Source organism: Kineococcus anabasis, from assembly GCF_054590795.1.
This window is the reverse complement of the sequence record NZ_BAAIHU010000005.1, coordinates 88,386-104,979: the sequence shown is the minus strand read 5'-3', so window position 1 is coordinate 104,979 and position 16,594 is coordinate 88,386. Positions and strand designations below refer to the sequence as shown.

Genomic DNA, 16,594 nt, shown 5'->3' with positions numbered 1-16,594 from the left:
AGTGTGCCCCGCTCGTGGCGCCCGGTCCAGGGATGTGCTCCGGGCGGGTGCAGCCCGGCCGGAAACGCCGTGGCGGGAACACACCGTGACGGTTCAGGCTTGTCGCCCGGAGGGGGAGCGGACCGACGTTCCCCGGGAGGGGGAACGGTGACGAGGCAGCACGAGCAGGACCCGGTCGCGGGGGGTGCGCCGGGAGCGGCGCCGGGAGAGGTGGCAGCCGCCCTGCCGGAGGCCGTGGACCCCGCGCCCGTGGGGCGCAGCGCTGACCCGGAGCCGATGGGCGCCGCGCGGCGCTGGCGGATCGTCGTGGTCCTGGGCAGCCTCATCGCCATCGGGCCCCTGAGCATCGACATGTACCTGCCGGCACTGCCCGCCCTGACGCAGGACCTCGACGCCAGCGCGTCGGCCGTCCAGCTGACCCTCACCGGGATGCTTGTCGGCATGGGGCTGGGCCAGCTGCTCATCGGCCCCCTCTCGGACGCCTACGGCCGGCGGCGTCCCCTCATCGCCGGGATCGCCCTGCACATCCTCACGTCGGTGCTGTGCGCGATGGCGCCCTCGATCGCGACGCTGGGTGCGCTGCGGGTCCTGCAGGGCGTCGGCGTCGCCGCGGCGAGCGTCGTGGCGATGGCCGTGGTGCGGGACCTGTTCACGGGCAGCGCCGCGGCGGCGATCCTGTCCCGCCTCATCCTGATCATGGGCCTGGCGCCGGTGCTGGCCCCGTCGCTGGGCGGCGTGGTCCTGGCGGCGGGCTCGTGGCGGACGGTGTTCCTGACCCTGGGGGTCCTCGGGGCGCTGCTGCTGCTGGTGGCCGTGCTGGCGCTGAAGGAGACGCTGCCGGCCGAGCGGCGGGTCGCGGCGGGGGTGCGGCCGACGCTGCGGGCGTACGCGGAGCTGCTGCGCGACCGGACGCTGGTGGGCCTGATGCTGGTGGCGGGCCTGACGATGGCGGCGGTGTTCGCGTACGTGGGCGGCGCCTCCTTCGTCCTGCAGGAGGGTTTCGGCCTGGACGAGCAGACGTTCGCGCTGGTGTTCGGGGCGGGCGCGGTGTTCCTCGTCGTGGCCTCCCAGGTGAACGTGGCGCTGCTGCAGCGCTTTTCGCCGGGTGCGATCCTCACGGCGGCGCTGACGGCCGGCGCGCTGGCCGGGGTGGCCCTGGTCGTGACGGCGGCCACCGGCCTGGGCGGGATGCTCGGGATCCTGGTGCCGCTGTGGGTGGTGCTGGCGGTGGTGGCGCTGTGCGGGCCGAACGCGGCCGCGGTGGCGCTGTCCCGGCACGGTGAGCGGGCGGGGGCGGCCGCCGCGCTGCTGGGCGCGAGCCAGTTCGGGCTGGGTTCGGTCATCGCCCCGCTGACCGGCCTGGGCGAGCGGGGCTCGGCGCTGCCGATGGCCCTGGCGATCGCGGGGGCGCTGCTGGTGGCGGCGGTCCTGGCGCGGCTGGTGGTGCGCGGGGAGCAGGCGGCGGCGCGGGCCGACGCGGCCGCGGTGGCCGTGCACTGACGCGGCAGCGTCGGTCCAGGACTGACGCGGCACACGCACGAGGGCCCCGTCCGCAGGTCGCGGACGGGGCCCTCGTGCGTGCGCTCAGCGCTGCAGGACGGCGGCCCCGAGCCAGGCGTCGGGGATGCCGAAACCGGCGAGCAGCTCGTCGGTGCGGGGGCGCAGCGCGCTCACCGCGTCGTTCACGGCGCGGGTGACCTGCTTGGCGCGCACCGGGCTCATCCGCCGGTGCTGCAGGTACCAGCCCTTGTGGGACTCCAGCAGCGCCAGGGCGTGCAGGTCGCACACCTGCTCCAGCAGGGCCTTCACCGCGGGGTCCTCGCAGCGCTCGACCGCCGCGGCGAACGCCTCGAGCACGACGCGGTCGACGTGCGCGCGGGCGGCGGTGACGAGGTGGTCCTGCAGGCCGCCGAGGACGTCATAGGACCGGCCCACGGACTTGCCCCGCGCCTTGCGGGCGCGCTTGGCGAGGGTGTCGACGAGGTGCTTCTCGCGGTACCGGACCATCTGGAGCTGCCACGTGCGGCTGTGCAGCGACTCCTCCACGTCGTTGCGGGGGGCGGAGTCGACCAGTTCCTGCACGAGCAGGCGCGCGGGGCTGCGCCCGGCGACGGTGCTGATGAGGTCGCGGGTGGCGAGCCTGGCCATGCCGAGGGTGTCGAGGTCGGAGAACTGCTGCTTGTACCGGGTCAGCAGGCTCTTGGCGACGAGCTGGAGCAGGACGGTGTTGTCGCCCTCGAAGGTGGTGAAGATGTCGCTGTCGGCCTTGAGCTGCGGCAGGCGGTTCTCCGAGAGGTAGCCCGCGCCGCCGCACGCCTCGCGGCAGGCCTGGATGGTGGCGGTGGCGTGCCAGGAGGAGACGGCCTTCATCCCCGCGGCGTGCGCCTCGAAGGCCCGCTGCTTCACGGTGTCGACCTCCTCGCCGCGCAGCTGGGCGCCGACGACCTCGTGCATGGCCTGCATGAGCTCGTCCTGCGCGAACGTCAGCGCGTAGGTGGTGGCCAGCGGGACGAGCAGGCGGCGCTGGTGGGTGAGGTAGTCCAGCAGCAGCACCTCCTCGCCGCCCGCGCCGCCGGCGCCGGGGCGGGTGAACTGCCGCCGGCGCTGGGCGTGGCGCAGGGCGATCGCGAGGGCGACCTTGGTCTGGCTGAGGGCGCCGCCGGAGATGCTGACGCGGCCCTTGACGAGGGCGCCGAGCATCGTGAAGAAGCGGGCGTTGGGGCTGGAGATGTGGGAGGAGTACGTGCCGTCCTCGGCGACCTGGGCGTAGCGGTCGAGCAGCGCGGTGCGGGGGACCCGGACGGAGTCGAAGAGGATCCGGCCGTTGTCGACGCCGTTGAGGCCCATCTTGCGGCCGCAGTCGGAGAGGGTGACGCCGGGCAGGGCCTCGCCGTCGCGGCGGAGGGGGACGACGAGGGCGTGCACGCCGTGGCGCTCGCCGAGGGTCTCCAGCTGGGCGAAGACGACGGCGACCTCGGCGTCCTCGGCGGCGCCGCCGATGTACTCCTTCTGCGCGCCGGCGTCGGGGGAGTGGACGACGAACTCCTGCGTGGCGGGGTCGTAGGTGGCGGTGGTGCGCAGGCCGGCGACGTCGGAGCCGTGGCCGGACTCGGTCATCGCGAAGCAGCCGAGCAGGTCCAGGCGCAGGATGCGCGGCAGCAGCTCGGCGTGGTGGCGCTCGGTGCCGAGGGCCTGGACCGCGCCGCCGAACAGGCCGAACTGCACCCCCGACTTGATCATCAGGGAGGCGTCGCCGAAGCCGAGCATCTCGAACTGGCTGACCTGCCCGCCGGGGTCGTCGCCGCCGCCCCAGCGGGAGGAGAACCCGAGCTCGTGGCCGCCGAGGGCGACGACGCGGCGGAGCTGGTCGCGGGTGCGGTCGCGGTGCTCGGCGGTGCCGAGGTGGTCGGCGGGCTCGAAGAGGTCGGGGGGCAGCTGCGCGCGGCACGCCTCGCGGGCCTCGCGGAAGGTGCCGTCGACGAAGCGGCGCAGGGCCTCGGTGTCGAGGGGGCCGGGAGCGGCGGGGGCCTCGGCGGGGCCGGCGGCTGCCGGGACGGTGGTGGTAGGCACGTCGGTGGCGGTCATCGCTGCTCCTCGGGGACGGACAGGGCGGAGTCGGGGGCGGGGAGCAGGGCGCTGAGCCCTCCCCAGGCGAGGTCGGTGAGGTGGCGGGCCAGGACGTGCGCGGCGGGGCGCTCGGGGGCGGAGATCCAGCGGTCGGCGGCGGCGCGGATCATGCCGACGAGCCCGTGGGCGAGGGCCTCGGTCGCCTCCGAGCCGGCCCCGGCGGCGCGCAGCTGGGCGGTGAGGGTGCGTGCGGTGGCGTCGCCGATGGCGGTGGTGAGGCCGGCGACGGGGTCGGAGGGCACGTCCCGGTCGAGGAAGGGGTGCTTGACGACGAACCGGTAGACCTCGGGGTCGTCCTCGACGAGGCGCAGGTAGGTGGCGATGATCCCGGCGAGGGCCTCGCGGGGGGTGCCGGCCCGGGCGACGGCGGCCTTGAGCTCGCGGACGATGAGGCGGTTCACGCGCTCGACGACGGCGAGGTAGAGGGCCTCCTTGTCGGCGAAGTGCCGGTAGAGGCCGGTCTTGCTGGTGCCCGCGGTGGCGGCGATCTCGTCCATGCCGACGCCCGCGCCGTGCCGGGTGATGGCCCGCAGGGTCGCCTCGACGAGCTCCTCGCGGCGGGTGCGGCGGTGCTCGGCCCAGCGGGTGCGGCGCCGGTCGGGGCGGGGCCCGGTGGTGCCGCCGGCCCCGTCGCCGGGTGCCGCGCCGGGGGTCGTGCCCGGGGCGGGGTGCAGGGCGGTCGGCGAGGCGTCGGCGGGGTCCACGCCGCCACAGTACGCGGTACTCGGAGTACCTGCTACCTTCCGTACCGAACTACTGCGCGTTCCGAGAAGGCTCCGCTCCGCTCCGACGTCGACGAGGAGACCCGATGGCTCCGGCACCCCGCAGGGCCGCGATCGTGGGGGGCAACCGCATCCCCTTCGCCCGCTCCGGCCGGCACTACGCCCAGGCCTCCACCCAGGACCTGCTCACCGCCGCGCTCGACGGCCTCGTCGCCCGCTACGGCCTCGCCGGCGAGCGCCTCGGTGAGGTCGTCGCCGGTGCCGTCCTCAAGCACAGCCGCGACCTCAACCTCACCCGCGAGGCCGTCCTGTCCACCGCGCTGGACCCCCGGACCCCCGCCTACGACGTGCAGCAGGCCTGCGGCACCGGCCTGGAGGCCGCGGTCCTCGCCGCCAACAAGATCGCCCTCGGGCAGGCCGAGTCCGCGGTCGCCGGCGGCACCGACTCCGCCTCCGACGCCCCCGTCGCCGTCGACGAGGGCCTGCGCCGCGTGCTGCTGGACCTGCAGCACGCCCGCACCCCGCAGCAGCGGCTGCGGGCCGTGGCCCGGCTGCGCCCCGGGTACCTGCGCCCGCAGCCGCCGCGCAACTCCGAGCCCCGCACCGGCCTGTCCATGGGCGAGCACATGGCGATCACCACGGCCGAGCGCCGCATCCCCCGCCCGGCCCAGGACGAGCTCGCCCTGGCCAGCCACCGCAACCTCGCCGCCGCCTACGAGCGGGGGTTCTTCGACGACCTCCTCACCCCCTACCTCGGGCTGCGGCGCGACGACACCCTGCGCCCCGACACCACCCCCGAGAAGCTCGCCGCGCTGAAGCCCGTGTTCGGCACGCAGGGCCGCGCCGCGGAGCTGGCCGGGCCGACGATGACCGCCGGCAACTCCACGCCCCTCACCGACGGCGCCGCGGTCGTGCTGCTGGCCAGCGACGAGTGGGCCGCGCAGCGCCGCCTGCCCGTCCTGGCGCACCTCGTCGACGCCGAGACCGCCGCGGTCGACTTCGTCCACGGCGGCGAGGGGCTGCTGATGGCCGGGGCGCACGCCGTGCCGCGGCTGCTGGCCCGCAACGGCCTCACCCTGCAGGACTTCGACCTCTACGAGATCCACGAGGCCTTCGCCTCCACCGTCCTCGCCGTCCTCGACGTGTGGGCCGACGAGGAGTGGTGCCGCGACCGGCTCGGCCTGCCCGCCGCCCTCGGGGAGATCGACCGCTCCCGGCTCAACGTGGCCGGCTCCTCCCTCGCCACCGGCCACCCCTTCGCCGCCACCGGCGCGCGGATCCTCGCCACCACCGCCAAGCTGCTGTCCGAGCGCGGCGGCGGGCGGGCCCTCATCTCCATCTGCGCCGCCGGCGGGCAGGGCGTCGCCGCGATCGTGGAGGCCTGATGAGCAGCCGCACCCCCGACCGCTACGCCGGGTTCACCCGCAGCGCCCCCGGCGCGTGGCTGAGCGCGCAGCTCGGCCTGCCCCGGCCCGCGGCGCTGCGCCGGTACAGCCCCGGCCAGCCCCTCCTCGACGGGCCCGTGCTCGTCGCCGGTGCCGGCGCCGCGCCCCTGCGCGACGGCCTCGCGGACCTGCTGCGCTCCCGCGGCGCACAGGTCCTCGACGCCCTGCCCGAGGGCGGGGGGAAGGTCGCGGCCGTCGTCGTGGACGCCACCAGCCTGCGGCAGGTGGTCCAGCTGGAGGGGCTGCGCGCCGCCGTCGCCCCCGCGTTCCGCCGCCTGGCCCCCAGCGGGCGCCTCCTCGTCGTCGGCGCCGTGCCGGAGGAGGCCCCCACCCCGGCCGCCCCCACCGTCGAGGCCGCCGCCGTGCAGCAGGGGCTGGAGGGTTTCGTGCGCTCGGCCGGCAAGGAGGCCCGCTCCGGCGCCACCGTGAACCTGCTGCGGGTGCGCGCCGGTGCGGGCGCGGGCGACTGGTCCTCCACGCTGGAGTTCCTCCTCTCGGCGCGCTCCGCGTACGTCTCGGGGCAGGTCGTGACCGTCGGCCCCGCACCGCAGGGCCCGGCCGGGACCGGCGAGCGCCCCGTCGCCGTCGTCACCGGTGCGGCGCAGGGGATCGGTGCGGCCATCGCCGAGGTGCTGGCCCGCGAGGGTTCCACCGTCGTCTGCGTGGACGTCGCCGCCCAGGGCGAGGCGCTGGCGGCCGTGGCCAACCGCGTCGGCGGCACCGCCCTGCACCTGGACATCACCGCTCCCACCGCCCCGGCCGCGCTCGCCGCGCACCTGCGCGAGCGGCACGGCGGCGCCGACGTCGTCGTCCACAACGCCGGCATCACCCGCGACAAGCTGCTCGTGAACACCGACGCCGACCGGTGGGGGAGCGTGCTCCAGGTCAACCTCGCCGCCCAGCTCCGCCTCGACGACGCCCTGCTCGGCGCGGACGGGGCCCTGCGGCCCGGCACGCGGTTCGTGTGCCTGGCCTCGCTGTCCGGCATCGCGGGCAACCGCGGGCAGGCGAACTACGCCACCAGCAAGGCCGGGGTCATCGGCATGGTGCGCGCCCTCGCGCCGCGGCTGGCGGAACGCGGCATGACCGCCAACGCCGTCGCACCGGGTTTCATCGAGACCGCCATGACGGGACGCATGCCGCTGGCCACCCGGGAGGTGGGCCGGCGCCTCAACAGCCTCGCCCAGGGCGGGCTGCCCGTCGACGTCGCCGAGACCGTGGCGTGGCTCGCCGACCCGGCGAGCCGGGGCGTCAACGGGCAGGTCGTCCGCGTCTGCGGGCAGAGCCTGCTGGGGGCGTGAGCGCCGTGCCGGAACCCACGACCCCCACCGTGCGCGTCCTCGACGCCGTCCCGCCCGTCGCCCGGCTCTACGCCCGCGCGCTCGCAGTGCGACCCGACGCGGCCGCCGACCCCTCCCGCACCGCCCTGGAGGTGCGCGGCGTGCGGGTCGACGCGGCCCGGCTCGCCGCCTACGACCGCGTCTGCGGGTTCGTCCTGCGCGACGAGCTGCCGCCGACGTACCCGCACGTCCTGGCCTTCGGCCTCCAGCTCGCCCTGATGACCACCGGGCCCTTCCCGTTCCGGCTCGTCGGGCTCGTCCACGTGCGCCAGCGCGTCGAGCAGGACCGCCCGCTGCGCCTGGGCGAGGAGCTCACCGTGCGGGTGGGCGCCTCCCCGGTGCGCAGCCACCGCAGCGGCGCCGTCGTCGACCTCGTCGCGGAGGTCGGCACCGCCGGCGCCGCGGTGTGGCGGGGCGTGAGCACCTACCTCGCCCGCGGCGCGTCCGCCCCGGCCGGCGCGGGAGCCGACGACGCCCCCGACCTGCCCCTGCCGGGTCGGGGCGGGTCCGCCACCTGGCGCGTGCCCGCCGGCACCGGGCGGCGCTACGCGGCCGTCAGCGGTGACGTGAACCCCATCCACCTGTCCACGCCGAGCGCGCGGCTGCTGGGTTTCCGCGGTGCCATCGCCCACGGCATGTGGACGGCCGCGCGCAGCCTCGCCGCGCTGGACGGGCGGCTGCCGGGGGCGCTCGCCGTCGACGTGCAGTTCGCCAAGCCCCTGCTGCTCGGCTCCACCGTCGAGCACCTCGCCACCCGCGACGGGGACGGCTGGCACACGGCGGTGCGGGGGCGCTCGGGCATCCCGCACCTGCTGACGCGGGTGGCGCCGCGCTGAGGCGCGGGTCCGGGGCGGTCCCGTGACGTGCGGGCGACGGGCCGGCGAACGGCGGGCACCGGGGCGTGCGTCGCGGCACCGCACCCCGCCGGGCCGCCCCTAGCGTTCCGCCATGACGACCGAGACGACCACCGGGACGGGCACCGGCGCGGAACTGCACGTCCAGCCCTTCCGCTCCCGCGCCGCCCAGGCCGACCTCGACGACCTGCGGGAGCGCCTGGAGCGCACCCGCCTGCCGCAGCCCGCGCCGGGCGACGACTGGACCTACGGCACGCCGAACTCCTACCTGGCCGACATGGTGGAGCGCTGGAAGGCCTTCGACTGGCGGGCGCAGGAGGAGCGGATCAACGCCTTCCCCCACCACCTCACCGAGATCGACGGGCAGCGGATCCACTTCCTGCACGTGCCCTCCGCCGAGCCGGGCGCCGTGCCCCTGCTGCTGGTGCACTCCTACCCGGGCAGCTTCGTCGACTTCCTCGACGTGATCGGCCCCCTCACCGACCCCGTCGCCCACGGCGGCCGGGCCGGGGACGCCTTCTCCGTGGTCGTCCCCTCCCTGCCCGGTTTCGCCTGGTCGACCCCGGTCGCCGACCGCGGCTGGACCCTGGCGCGCGCCGCCCGCACCCTCGACGTGCTGATGCGGGGCCTGGGGTACGCCTCCTACGGTGTGCACGGCAGCGACACCGGCGCGATCGTCGCCCGGGAGCTGGGGATCCTCGCGCCCGCCGGGTTCCTCGGCTCGCACGTGCTGCAGGCCTTCTCCTTCCCCAGCGGGGACCCGGCGGAGTTCGAGCACCTCACCCCCGCCGACCACGCCGCGCTGGAGCACATGCAGTGGTTCCAGTCCGTCGGCGGCTACAACGCGGTCAACGCCTCGAGGCCGCAGACGGTCGCGGTGGGCCTGTCGGACTCCCCGGTCGGCCAGCTCGCCTGGAACGAGCTGTTCAACTCCTTCGGCAACGGCACCTCGCGGGTGACCCCCGAGCAGATCCTCACCGAGGTCACGCTGGAGTGGCTCACCAACACCTCCGCGAGCGTGGGCCGCTACCACTACGAGGACGCCCACGCCGGCGCCGAGCCCGTCGTGAACCCCGGCCGGATGGGCGTGGCGGTCTTCGCCGACGACTTCCGCTCGATCCGCACCTTCGCGGAGCGCGACAACACCGGCATCGTGCACTGGAGCGAGCACCCCGAGGGCGGGCACGACGCCGCCCTGGAGGTGCCGGAGGCCGTCGTGGCGGACCTGCGGACCTTCTTCCGCGACGTGCGCTGAGCGCGGTGGTGGCCGGGCGCCCCGTGGAGCACCCGGCCGCGGGACCTCAGCCCGGCAGGTCCACCACGTCGGCGAGCACCCCGCCGGAGGCGGTGTGCCGGGCGTCGGAGGGGCTGTCGTGGACGACGAGCACCCGCCGGCGCCCGTCCGGGCCGCGCTCCTCGAGCACGGCGATGCCCTCGGCGTGGTCCTCGCCCTCCCCGTGCGCCAGGGTGAGGGCGACGGGCAGGGCGTCGCCGCGCACCACCGCGGGGGCGTCGGCGGCGCAGCCGTCGACCCAGCGGTGCACGCGGACGGGCCCGGACAGGCTCATGCTCGGGCCGGCGAGGACCAGCAGGTCGTCACCCTCCGGGCACAGGTCGCGGATGCCGAGGCCGCCCAGGTCCAGCAGGTGCAGGTGGTACGGCTCGCCGTCGGCGAAGGGCTCCAGCCGCAGCCGGTGCGGGTACTCGGGGTGCGTGGTGGGCCGCACCTCCACGAGCACCGCCCAGCCGCGCAGGACGGGGCCGCGGAACCCCACGTAGAGGCTGTCGCCGTGGACGGCGATGCCCTCCACGTCCACGCCGTTGTCCTTGCTGGGGATCGCGAAGAACGGCGCGAGGAGCTTGTCCTGCGCCAGGACCTCCGCGAGGGAGTCGCCGTGCCCGCCGAGGACGGCGGCGGTGAGCACCTGCCCGTCCGGGGTGGTCACCGAGCGGGCGGGCAGGCCCGTGGCCGGGTCCACGGGCAGGCGCAGCGTGACGAAGCGGTTGTCCTCCCGCACGACCTTGCCGAGGCGCTTGCGGGCCTTGGCGTCGGAGTCCTCCGGGCGGATCTTCTTGCGCTTGAGGCTGTGCGAGCCCACCGCCCACAGCCACGGCCCGGAGCGCGCGAGGCCCTCGACGTCGACCTCCTCGTCCTCCCCGGCGGGCAGCGTCACCAGGTCCGCCAGGCGCACGCTGTGCTGCCCGCCGTAGCCGGTGACGACGCCGTCGCGGACCTCGGCGGTGAGGCGCTCCACCGTCGCGGTCTCGTCGCCGGCGACCCACAGGTGCGGGCCGTCCTGGCGGACCGCGGAGAGGTTGACGTGCGTGGCTCCGGCCTTGGAGTCCTCGGTGAAGTGCAGCTCCACCTGGCGGACGACGGGGGCGTGTTCGCGCATGGGGGCAGTCTGCCGCGCCCGGGCCCGGCGCCGGGGCCCTCCGGCCGGATCGCGGCACCCCGCCCGCGCGGACCCCCCGCGCGGGACCTCCTGCACGGACCCCACCGGCGGGGCTGGTGGGGCGCGGCCGGGGTGTCGTGAGAGCGTGTCCCGCGGTGTGCGGCGAGGGACACCGGGACCGAGGAGGGCGCATGGGCACGACGACCCCGATCCGCGTGACGGTCTGGGGCGAGAACCGGCACGAGCAGCGGGAGCCGGAGGTCGCCGCGCGCTACCCGAGGGGCATGCACGGTGCGGTCGCGGAGGGCATCGAGGAGAACCTCGGCGACGACGTCATCGTCAGCACCTCCACCCTCGACGAGCCGGAGCACGGCCTGAGCGAGGAGGTGCTGGAGAGCACCGACGTCCTCACCTGGTGGGGCCACGCGGCGCACCACGAGGTCTCCGACGAGGTCGTCGAGCGCGTCCACCGCCACGTCCTGGCCGGCATGGGCCTTCTCGTGCTGCACTCCGGGCACTGGTCGAAGATCTTCCAGCGGCTGATGGGCACCACCTGCACGCTGCGCTGGCGCAGCGAGCGGGACCGGGAGCTGGTGTGGACGGTGGACCCCACCCACCCGATCGCGCAGGGCGTGCCCCACCCGATCGTGATCGACGAGCAGGAGATGTACGGGGAGTTCTTCGACATCCCCGCCCCCGACGAGCTGGTGTTCATCAGCTCGTTCTCCGGCGGGGAGGTGTTCCGCTCCGGCTGCACGTTCCGCCGCGGCCACGGGAGGATCTTCTACTTCTCCCCCGGGGACCAGGACTACCCCGTCTACCACCACCGCGACGTGCGCCGCGTCATCGCCAACGGCGTGCGCTGGGCGCACACCGACCGGCCCGAGCGGGCCCGCCCGGTGCTCCTGCGCTACGACACCGGCGACTTCTCCACCGGCCACGGCTACGAGGGTCCCCTCGGCCGCGGCGGGGAGGGGTGAGCGCGCTCCGGCCGGTGCGCCGCCACCTCGCCGGCGCCTGAACCCTCCACCCGCGCGCCGGGGTCTTGTGCGCGGGTGGAGGGCGGAACTACAGTCCGGCGCCACCGGGTCGAAGCGTATCGATGGCGAACGGGGGTGCCGGCTCGTGTTCACCAGCAAGGACGTGGCGCGCGTCGCCGGCGTCTCCCAGAGCACCGTCTCCTACGTGATGAGCGGCAAGCGGCCCATCTCGGAGAAGACCCGCCGCCTGGTCGAGGACGCTATGGCGCAGCTGACCTACCAGCCGCACGCGGGCGCGCGTGCGCTGGCCAGCCAGCGCACCCACGTCGTCGCGGCCGTCGTGCCGTTCCGCAGCGAGGTCAGCGCCCACGGCCTCATGGCGTTCGTGGAGGAGATCGCCCTCGCCGCCCGCGCCCGCGACTTCGACCTCCTGGTCGTGATGGCCGACGAGGGGCCGGGCGGCCTGCGGCGCGTGGTGGGGCGGGCCCTGTGCGACGCGGTCGTCGTCATGGAGGTGCGCACCCGTGACGAGCGTGCCGAGGTGGCCCGCTCGCTGGCGCGCCCGGCGCTGTTCATCGGTTTCCCGCAGGACGCCGAGGGCCTGCACTGCATCGACTTCGACTTCGAGACCGGGGCCCGGCTGCTGGTGGCCGAGCTGGCCGGGGCCGGCAACCGCGAGGTCGTCGTGCTCGGCTGGGGCCCGGACGCGGAGGAGCGCGACATCAACTACCTGCCGCGTTTCCGCGGCGCCGCGCAGGAGGAGGCCGCCGCGCGCGGTGTGAACCTGCGCTGGTGCGCGGTGCCGCCCGGGCAGGAGGCGCTCGACCGCTGCCTGGACGACGTCCTGGCCGACCACCGGGGCGCGCCGCCGGGCCTGCTCAGCACGACGAACACCCCGGAGGCGGTCAGCGCCCTGCTGCGGCGGGGGCTGGTGCCCGGGCGCGACGTGGACCTGGTCGCGCTCTCCACGCACGCCGAGGCCGGGACGCAGCCGGTGCCGCTGACGGCGGTCTCCACGCAACCGCGCGACGTGTCGCGGCAGGCGATGGAGTGGCTGTTCTCCCTGATCGACGAGCCCACCGCACCCGGCGAGCTGCGCCGGGTGCCTGCGGAGCTGACCCGCCGGCGCTCCGTGCGCACCCCCGGCTGAACCCTCCGGCCACCCGCGACCGACCGCACCGGACCGACCACGCCAGACCGCACTGGACCGAACCGCACCGGTCGTCGATACGCATCGACGATACGCATCGACAGGCATGCAGGACGCAGGACCGACAGCCCACGCAGTCGTGGGCGCGACGAGAGGACGACGTCATGGTTCGACGAGGAACCGCGCGCACCGGGTTGGCCGCCGTGCTGGCCCTGCCCCTGGCCCTGAGCGCCTGCGGCGGGGGGAGCGGCGGGGCGGCCGCCTCCGGCAGCGCCGACACGCTGCGAGTGCTCGACTACTACAACTCCGACCCCAACGCCGCCCTGTGGAACGACGCCATCGAGGCGTGCGGCGAGCAGATCGGCATGAAGATCGACCGCGAGGCCGTCCCCGGCGAGACCCTGATCCAGAAGGTGCTGCAGCAGGCCTCCTCACGGACGCTGCCGGACGTCCTCATGCTCGACAACCCGGACGTGCAGCAGATCGCCTCCTCCGGCGCGCTGGCCCCCCTCGACGACCTGGGGGTGGACTCCACCGGTGTCGCCGAGGGCGTCCTGAAGGCCTCCACCTACGAGGGGAAGCTCTACGCCCTCCAGCCGGTCACGAACACGATCGCGCTGTTCTACAACAAGACGGTCTTCGAGCAGGCCGGACTGGCCCCGCCCACGACCTGGGACGAGCTGAAGACGGTCGCGGCCGCGCTGACCGAGGGCGACCGGTACGGGTTCGCGATGTCGAACATCAACACCTACGAGGGCACCTGGCAGTTCCTGCCGTTCATGTGGTCCAACGGTGGCGACGAGAAGGACATCGCCACGCCGGAGACGGCCGCGGCCCTGCAGCTCGTCAAGGACCTCGTGGACTCCGGGTCCCTGTCGAAGTCGTCGGTCAACTGGTCCCAGGCGGACATCGCCGACCAGTTCGCCGCCGGGAACGCCGCGATGATGATCAACGGGCCGTGGAACTTCGGCACCCTGGACGCCGTCAAGGGCCTGGAGTACGGCATCGTCCCCATCCCGGCGCCCACGCCCGGGGCCACCGTCGTCTCCCCGTTCGGCGGCGAGGCGTGGACCGTGCCGCAGACCGGCGACCAGGAGAAGCAGAAGAAGGCCGCCGAGCTGGTCCGGTGCCTCAACAGCGACGAGAACGGGATCGCCCTCTCGGTGGGGACCGGGACCGTGCCCACCAAGCCGGAGCTGGCCGACGAGGTCACCGCGGAGAACCCGAACCTCGGGCCCTTCGCCGAGCAGGTGCCCGACCTGCGCGCCCGCACCGGCGAGCTGGGCCCGCAGTGGCCGGACGCCGCCACGAAGATCTACACGGCGGTGCAGAACGCGCTCGTCGGCGGCATGACGCCGCAGGACGCGCTGCGGCAGGCCCAGGATGGCTGACCTCGCGACCCCGCGCCGTGCGGCCGGCGGGGCCGGTGCCCCGCCGGCCGCGGCGCCCGCGCGCGGGGGATCTGCGCGCAGACCGGCGGGGCGGCTGGTGGAGGTGGCCTTCCTCGTCCCCGCCGTGGCCTACCTCGTCCTCTTCTTCGGGTACCCCATCGTCAAGAACGTCACCATGGGGTTCCAGGAGTACACGACCCGCACGTTCTTCACGGGCGAGGCCCCGTGGGTGGGGCTGGCCAACTACGCGAACGTGGTCGGCGACCCCCTCTTCACCCGTTCCGTCGTCAACACGGTGCTGTTCACGGCCGGGTCGATCGCCGGGCAGTTCGTCCTCGGCCTGGCGATCGCGCTGTTCTTCCACAAGCGGTTCCCGCTGTCCGGCGTCCTGCGCTCGCTGATCCTGCTGCCCTGGCTCATCCCGATGATCGCCGGGACGGCGGTGTGGCGGTGGATCCTCGACACCGACAACGGCGCCCTCAACCGCATCCTGTCCGCCCTGCCGTTCGTCGACGTGCGCCCCGAGTGGCTCACCAGCACCTCCCTGGCGCTCGTGGCCGTCATCGGGGTGAACATCTGGCTGGGCGTCCCGTTCAACATGACGATCCTCTACGGCGGCCTGCAGGAGATCCCCGACGAGCTGTACGAGGCGGGGGCGCTGGACGGGGCGACCGGCTGGCGTGCCTTCCGGCACATCACCTGGCCGTTGCTGCGCCCGGTGGTCACCGTGGTGCTGGTCCTCGGCGTCGTCTACACGCTGAAGGTGCTCGACGTCATCCTCGGCCTCACCGGCGGCGGCCCGGCCAACGCCACGCAGACCATCGCCCTGGCCTCGTACCTCCAGTCCTTCCGCCAGTTCGACTTCGGTGCGGGTGCCGCCCTCGGCAACATCCTCATCCTCATGTCCCTGGCCTTCGCGATCGTCTACCTGCGCGCCAACCGTCGCGCCGTCGACGAGTGAGGAGCACGTCGTGAGCACCGCGGTCCCCGTTCCCACCGCCCGCCCGGACGACGGCACGCCCGAGACCGCGCCCCGCGGCGGGAAGGCGCCGCGCCGGCCGGTGCACACGGCCGTCGGCGTCCTCGTCGTCGCCGTCATGCTGTTCCCGCTGTACTGGATGGTCAACGTCTCGCTCCAGCCGGCCGGCAACGCCGTCGCGACGCCGTGGTTCCCCGTGGAGCCCACCCTGCGCGGGTACACCACGGCGATCGACGAGCAGGGCCGCAACCTCGCCACGAGCCTGGTCGTGAGCCTCGGGTCCGTGGTGTTCAGCCTGCTGGTCGCCACGCCGGCCGCCTACGCCATGGCGCACTTCCGGCTCGGCCGGTGGGCCGACGCCATCCTGTTCGGGGTTCTCATCACCCAGATGGTCCCCGGCATCGTCGTCGCCAACGCCCTGTACAGCGTCTACACGAACCTCGGGATGCTCAACTCGGTCGGTGGGCTGGTCCTGGCCGACTCCACCGCCGGCATCCCGTTCTCGATCCTGCTGCTGCGCGCGTTCATGGGTGGCATCCCGCGCTCGATCATCGAGGCCGCCTACGTGGACGGCGCCGGGTACGTGCGGGCGTTCCTCTCCGTCGTGCTCCCGATGAGCCGCAACGCGCTCATCACCGCCGGGCTGTTCACGTTCCTCTTCGCGTGGGGCGACTTCCTGTTCGCGCTGACGCTGACCACCACCGAGGCCGTGCGCCCCGTCACCCTGGGCCTCTACACCTACGTCGGGAGCTTCGTCGCCGACTGGTCCCCCATCATGGCGACCGCGGTGCTGTCGTCGCTGCCCGCCATCGCCCTGCTCGTCCTGGCCCAGCGGTACGTCGCCGCCGGCCTCGCCGGCGGGGCCGTCAAGTCCTGAGGGACGCACCCGAACCACGACAGTCCCGAGGAGGACCTGTGAACGACCCGATCCGCGTCACCGTCTGGGGCGAGAACCGCCACGAGCAGCGGGAACCGGAGGTCGCCGCGCGCTACCCCGACGGCATGCACGGGGCGATCGCGCAGGGCATCGAGGAGCACCTCGCCGAGCGCGCCGTCGTGCGCACCGCCACCCTGGACGAGCCGGAGCACGGCCTGAGCGAGGAGGTGCTGGAGAGCACCGACGTCCTCACCTGGTGGGGGCACGCCGCGCACGCCGAGGTCTCCGACGAGGTCGCCGGGCGGGTGCACCGGCACGTGCTGGAGGGCATGGGCCTGGTCGTCCTGCACTCCGGGCACTGGTCGAAGGTGTTCACCCGGCTGATGGGCACCACCTGCACGCTGCGCTGGCGCGCCGAGCACGACCGGGAGCTGGTGTGGACGGTCGACCCGACCCACCCCATCGCCCGGGGCGTGCCGCAGCCGATGGTCATCGATGAGGACGAGATGTACGGGGAGTTCTTCGACATCCCCGCCCCCGACGAGCTCGTGTTCATCAGCTCCTTCTCCGGCGGCGAGGTCTTCCGCTCCGGCTGCACCTTCAAGCGGGGCCACGGGAAGATCTTCTACTTCCGCCCCGGTGACCAGGGGTACCCGACCTACTTCCACGGCGGGGTGCGCCGGGTGATCTCCAACGCGGTGGAGTGGGCCGTGACCCTGCGCCCCGAGCGCACGCCACCCACGCTGCTGCGCTACGAGACGGGGAACTTCTCCGACGGCCACGGCTACCAGGGCGCCCTCGCGCGCGACCTGCAGGAGGTGCGGCGGTGAGCG

Annotated in this window: 14 protein-coding genes; 11 read left to right on the top strand and 3 right to left on the bottom strand. The window is 74.7% G+C overall.

Annotated features, from left to right (window positions below; genetic code table 11):
* The first annotated feature begins 276 nt into the window (after nucleotides 1-276).
* Nucleotides 277-1,500: a multidrug effflux MFS transporter gene (locus ACYQBY_RS08640; RefSeq protein ID WP_459643479.1), complete on the top strand. Its 1,224-nt coding sequence runs from the start codon at nucleotides 277-279 to the stop codon at nucleotides 1,498-1,500.
* Nucleotides 1,501-1,584: 84 nt separating this feature from the next.
* Here the strand turns inward: ACYQBY_RS08640 and ACYQBY_RS08635 are convergent, their stop codons facing one another.
* Nucleotides 1,585-3,585, bottom strand: a complete 2,001-nt coding sequence (locus ACYQBY_RS08635; protein ID WP_459643450.1) for an acyl-CoA dehydrogenase family protein — start codon at nucleotides 3,583-3,585, stop codon at nucleotides 1,585-1,587.
* Nucleotides 3,582-4,331: a TetR/AcrR family transcriptional regulator gene (locus ACYQBY_RS08630; protein ID WP_459643449.1), complete on the bottom strand. Its 750-nt coding sequence runs from the start codon at nucleotides 4,329-4,331 to the stop codon at nucleotides 3,582-3,584. Before ACYQBY_RS08630 ends, ACYQBY_RS08635 begins: the two co-directional genes overlap by 4 nt.
* A gap of 104 nt (nucleotides 4,332-4,435) precedes the next feature.
* Here ACYQBY_RS08630 and ACYQBY_RS08625 point away from each other — a divergent pair, with 104 nt between their 5' ends.
* From ACYQBY_RS08625 to ACYQBY_RS08610, 4 genes are all read left to right on the top strand, one after another.
* Entirely contained in the window at nucleotides 4,436-5,734 is a 1,299-nt protein-coding gene (locus ACYQBY_RS08625; protein ID WP_459643448.1) for an acetyl-CoA C-acetyltransferase, read from the top strand.
* On the top strand, nucleotides 5,734-7,095 hold the full coding sequence (locus ACYQBY_RS08620) for a 3-oxoacyl-ACP reductase (RefSeq protein ID WP_459643447.1): 1,362 nt from the start codon (nucleotides 5,734-5,736) through the stop codon (nucleotides 7,093-7,095). Before ACYQBY_RS08625 ends, ACYQBY_RS08620 begins: the two co-directional genes overlap by 1 nt.
* Nucleotides 7,092-7,970, top strand: a complete 879-nt coding sequence (locus ACYQBY_RS08615; protein WP_459643446.1) for a MaoC/PaaZ C-terminal domain-containing protein — start codon at nucleotides 7,092-7,094, stop codon at nucleotides 7,968-7,970. The genes ACYQBY_RS08620 and ACYQBY_RS08615 overlap by 4 nt, the downstream gene beginning before the upstream one ends.
* Before the next feature lie 112 nt (nucleotides 7,971-8,082).
* Entirely contained in the window at nucleotides 8,083-9,243 is a 1,161-nt protein-coding gene (locus ACYQBY_RS08610; RefSeq protein ID WP_459643445.1) for an epoxide hydrolase family protein, read from the top strand.
* 46 nt (nucleotides 9,244-9,289) lie between these two features.
* Here ACYQBY_RS08610 and ACYQBY_RS08605 read toward each other — a convergent pair whose 3' ends face one another.
* Nucleotides 9,290-10,384, bottom strand: a complete 1,095-nt coding sequence (locus tag ACYQBY_RS08605) for a DUF3616 domain-containing protein (RefSeq protein ID WP_459643444.1) — start codon at nucleotides 10,382-10,384, stop codon at nucleotides 9,290-9,292.
* Nucleotides 10,385-10,575: 191 nt separating this feature from the next.
* Here ACYQBY_RS08605 and ACYQBY_RS08600 point away from each other — a divergent pair, with 191 nt between their 5' ends.
* The 6 genes from ACYQBY_RS08600 (at nucleotide 10,576) to ACYQBY_RS08575 (ending at nucleotide 16,591) form a co-directional block, all read left to right on the top strand.
* The gene (locus tag ACYQBY_RS08600; protein WP_459643443.1) at nucleotides 10,576-11,364 is read left to right on the top strand and encodes a ThuA domain-containing protein; all 789 of its coding nucleotides are present in this window, start codon (nucleotides 10,576-10,578) and stop codon (nucleotides 11,362-11,364) included.
* Nucleotides 11,365-11,509: 145 nt separating this feature from the next.
* Nucleotides 11,510-12,514, top strand: a complete 1,005-nt coding sequence (locus ACYQBY_RS08595; RefSeq protein ID WP_459643442.1) for a LacI family DNA-binding transcriptional regulator — start codon at nucleotides 11,510-11,512, stop codon at nucleotides 12,512-12,514.
* Nucleotides 12,515-12,678: 164 nt separating this feature from the next.
* The gene (locus ACYQBY_RS08590) at nucleotides 12,679-13,905 is read left to right on the top strand and encodes a sugar ABC transporter substrate-binding protein (protein ID WP_459643441.1); all 1,227 of its coding nucleotides are present in this window, start codon (nucleotides 12,679-12,681) and stop codon (nucleotides 13,903-13,905) included.
* Nucleotides 13,898-14,866: a carbohydrate ABC transporter permease gene (locus ACYQBY_RS08585; protein ID WP_459643440.1), complete on the top strand. Its 969-nt coding sequence runs from the start codon at nucleotides 13,898-13,900 to the stop codon at nucleotides 14,864-14,866. Before ACYQBY_RS08590 ends, ACYQBY_RS08585 begins: the two co-directional genes overlap by 8 nt.
* 10 nt (nucleotides 14,867-14,876) lie before the next feature.
* A complete protein-coding gene (locus tag ACYQBY_RS08580) occupies nucleotides 14,877-15,761 on the top strand; it encodes a carbohydrate ABC transporter permease (RefSeq protein ID WP_459643439.1) in 885 nt (294 codons plus the stop codon).
* A 38-nt stretch (nucleotides 15,762-15,799) separates the two neighbouring features.
* The gene (locus ACYQBY_RS08575; RefSeq protein WP_459643438.1) at nucleotides 15,800-16,591 is read left to right on the top strand and encodes a ThuA domain-containing protein; all 792 of its coding nucleotides are present in this window, start codon (nucleotides 15,800-15,802) and stop codon (nucleotides 16,589-16,591) included.
* Nucleotides 16,592-16,594: the final 3 nt, after the last annotated feature.

Excerpts from the sequence above, each read along its gene's own strand:
- ACYQBY_RS08635 (WP_459643450.1), bottom strand. The coding sequence starts at position 3,585 with ATGACCGCCACCGACGTGCCTACCACCACCGTCCCGGCAGCCGCCGGC.
- ACYQBY_RS08605 (WP_459643444.1), bottom strand. The coding sequence starts at position 10,384 with ATGCGCGAACACGCCCCCGTCGTCCGCCAGGTGGAGCTGCACTTCACC.
- ACYQBY_RS08625 (WP_459643448.1), top strand. The coding sequence starts at position 4,436 with ATGGCTCCGGCACCCCGCAGGGCCGCGATCGTGGGGGGCAACCGCATC.
- ACYQBY_RS08610 (WP_459643445.1), top strand. The coding sequence starts at position 8,083 with ATGACGACCGAGACGACCACCGGGACGGGCACCGGCGCGGAACTGCAC.
- ACYQBY_RS08620 (WP_459643447.1), top strand. The coding sequence starts at position 5,734 with ATGAGCAGCCGCACCCCCGACCGCTACGCCGGGTTCACCCGCAGCGCC.
- ACYQBY_RS08600 (WP_459643443.1), top strand. The coding sequence starts at position 10,576 with ATGGGCACGACGACCCCGATCCGCGTGACGGTCTGGGGCGAGAACCGG.
- ACYQBY_RS08585 (WP_459643440.1), top strand. The coding sequence starts at position 13,898 with ATGGCTGACCTCGCGACCCCGCGCCGTGCGGCCGGCGGGGCCGGTGCC.
- ACYQBY_RS08590 (WP_459643441.1), top strand. The coding sequence starts at position 12,679 with ATGGTTCGACGAGGAACCGCGCGCACCGGGTTGGCCGCCGTGCTGGCC.
- ACYQBY_RS08640 (WP_459643479.1), top strand. The coding sequence starts at position 277 with ATGGGCGCCGCGCGGCGCTGGCGGATCGTCGTGGTCCTGGGCAGCCTC.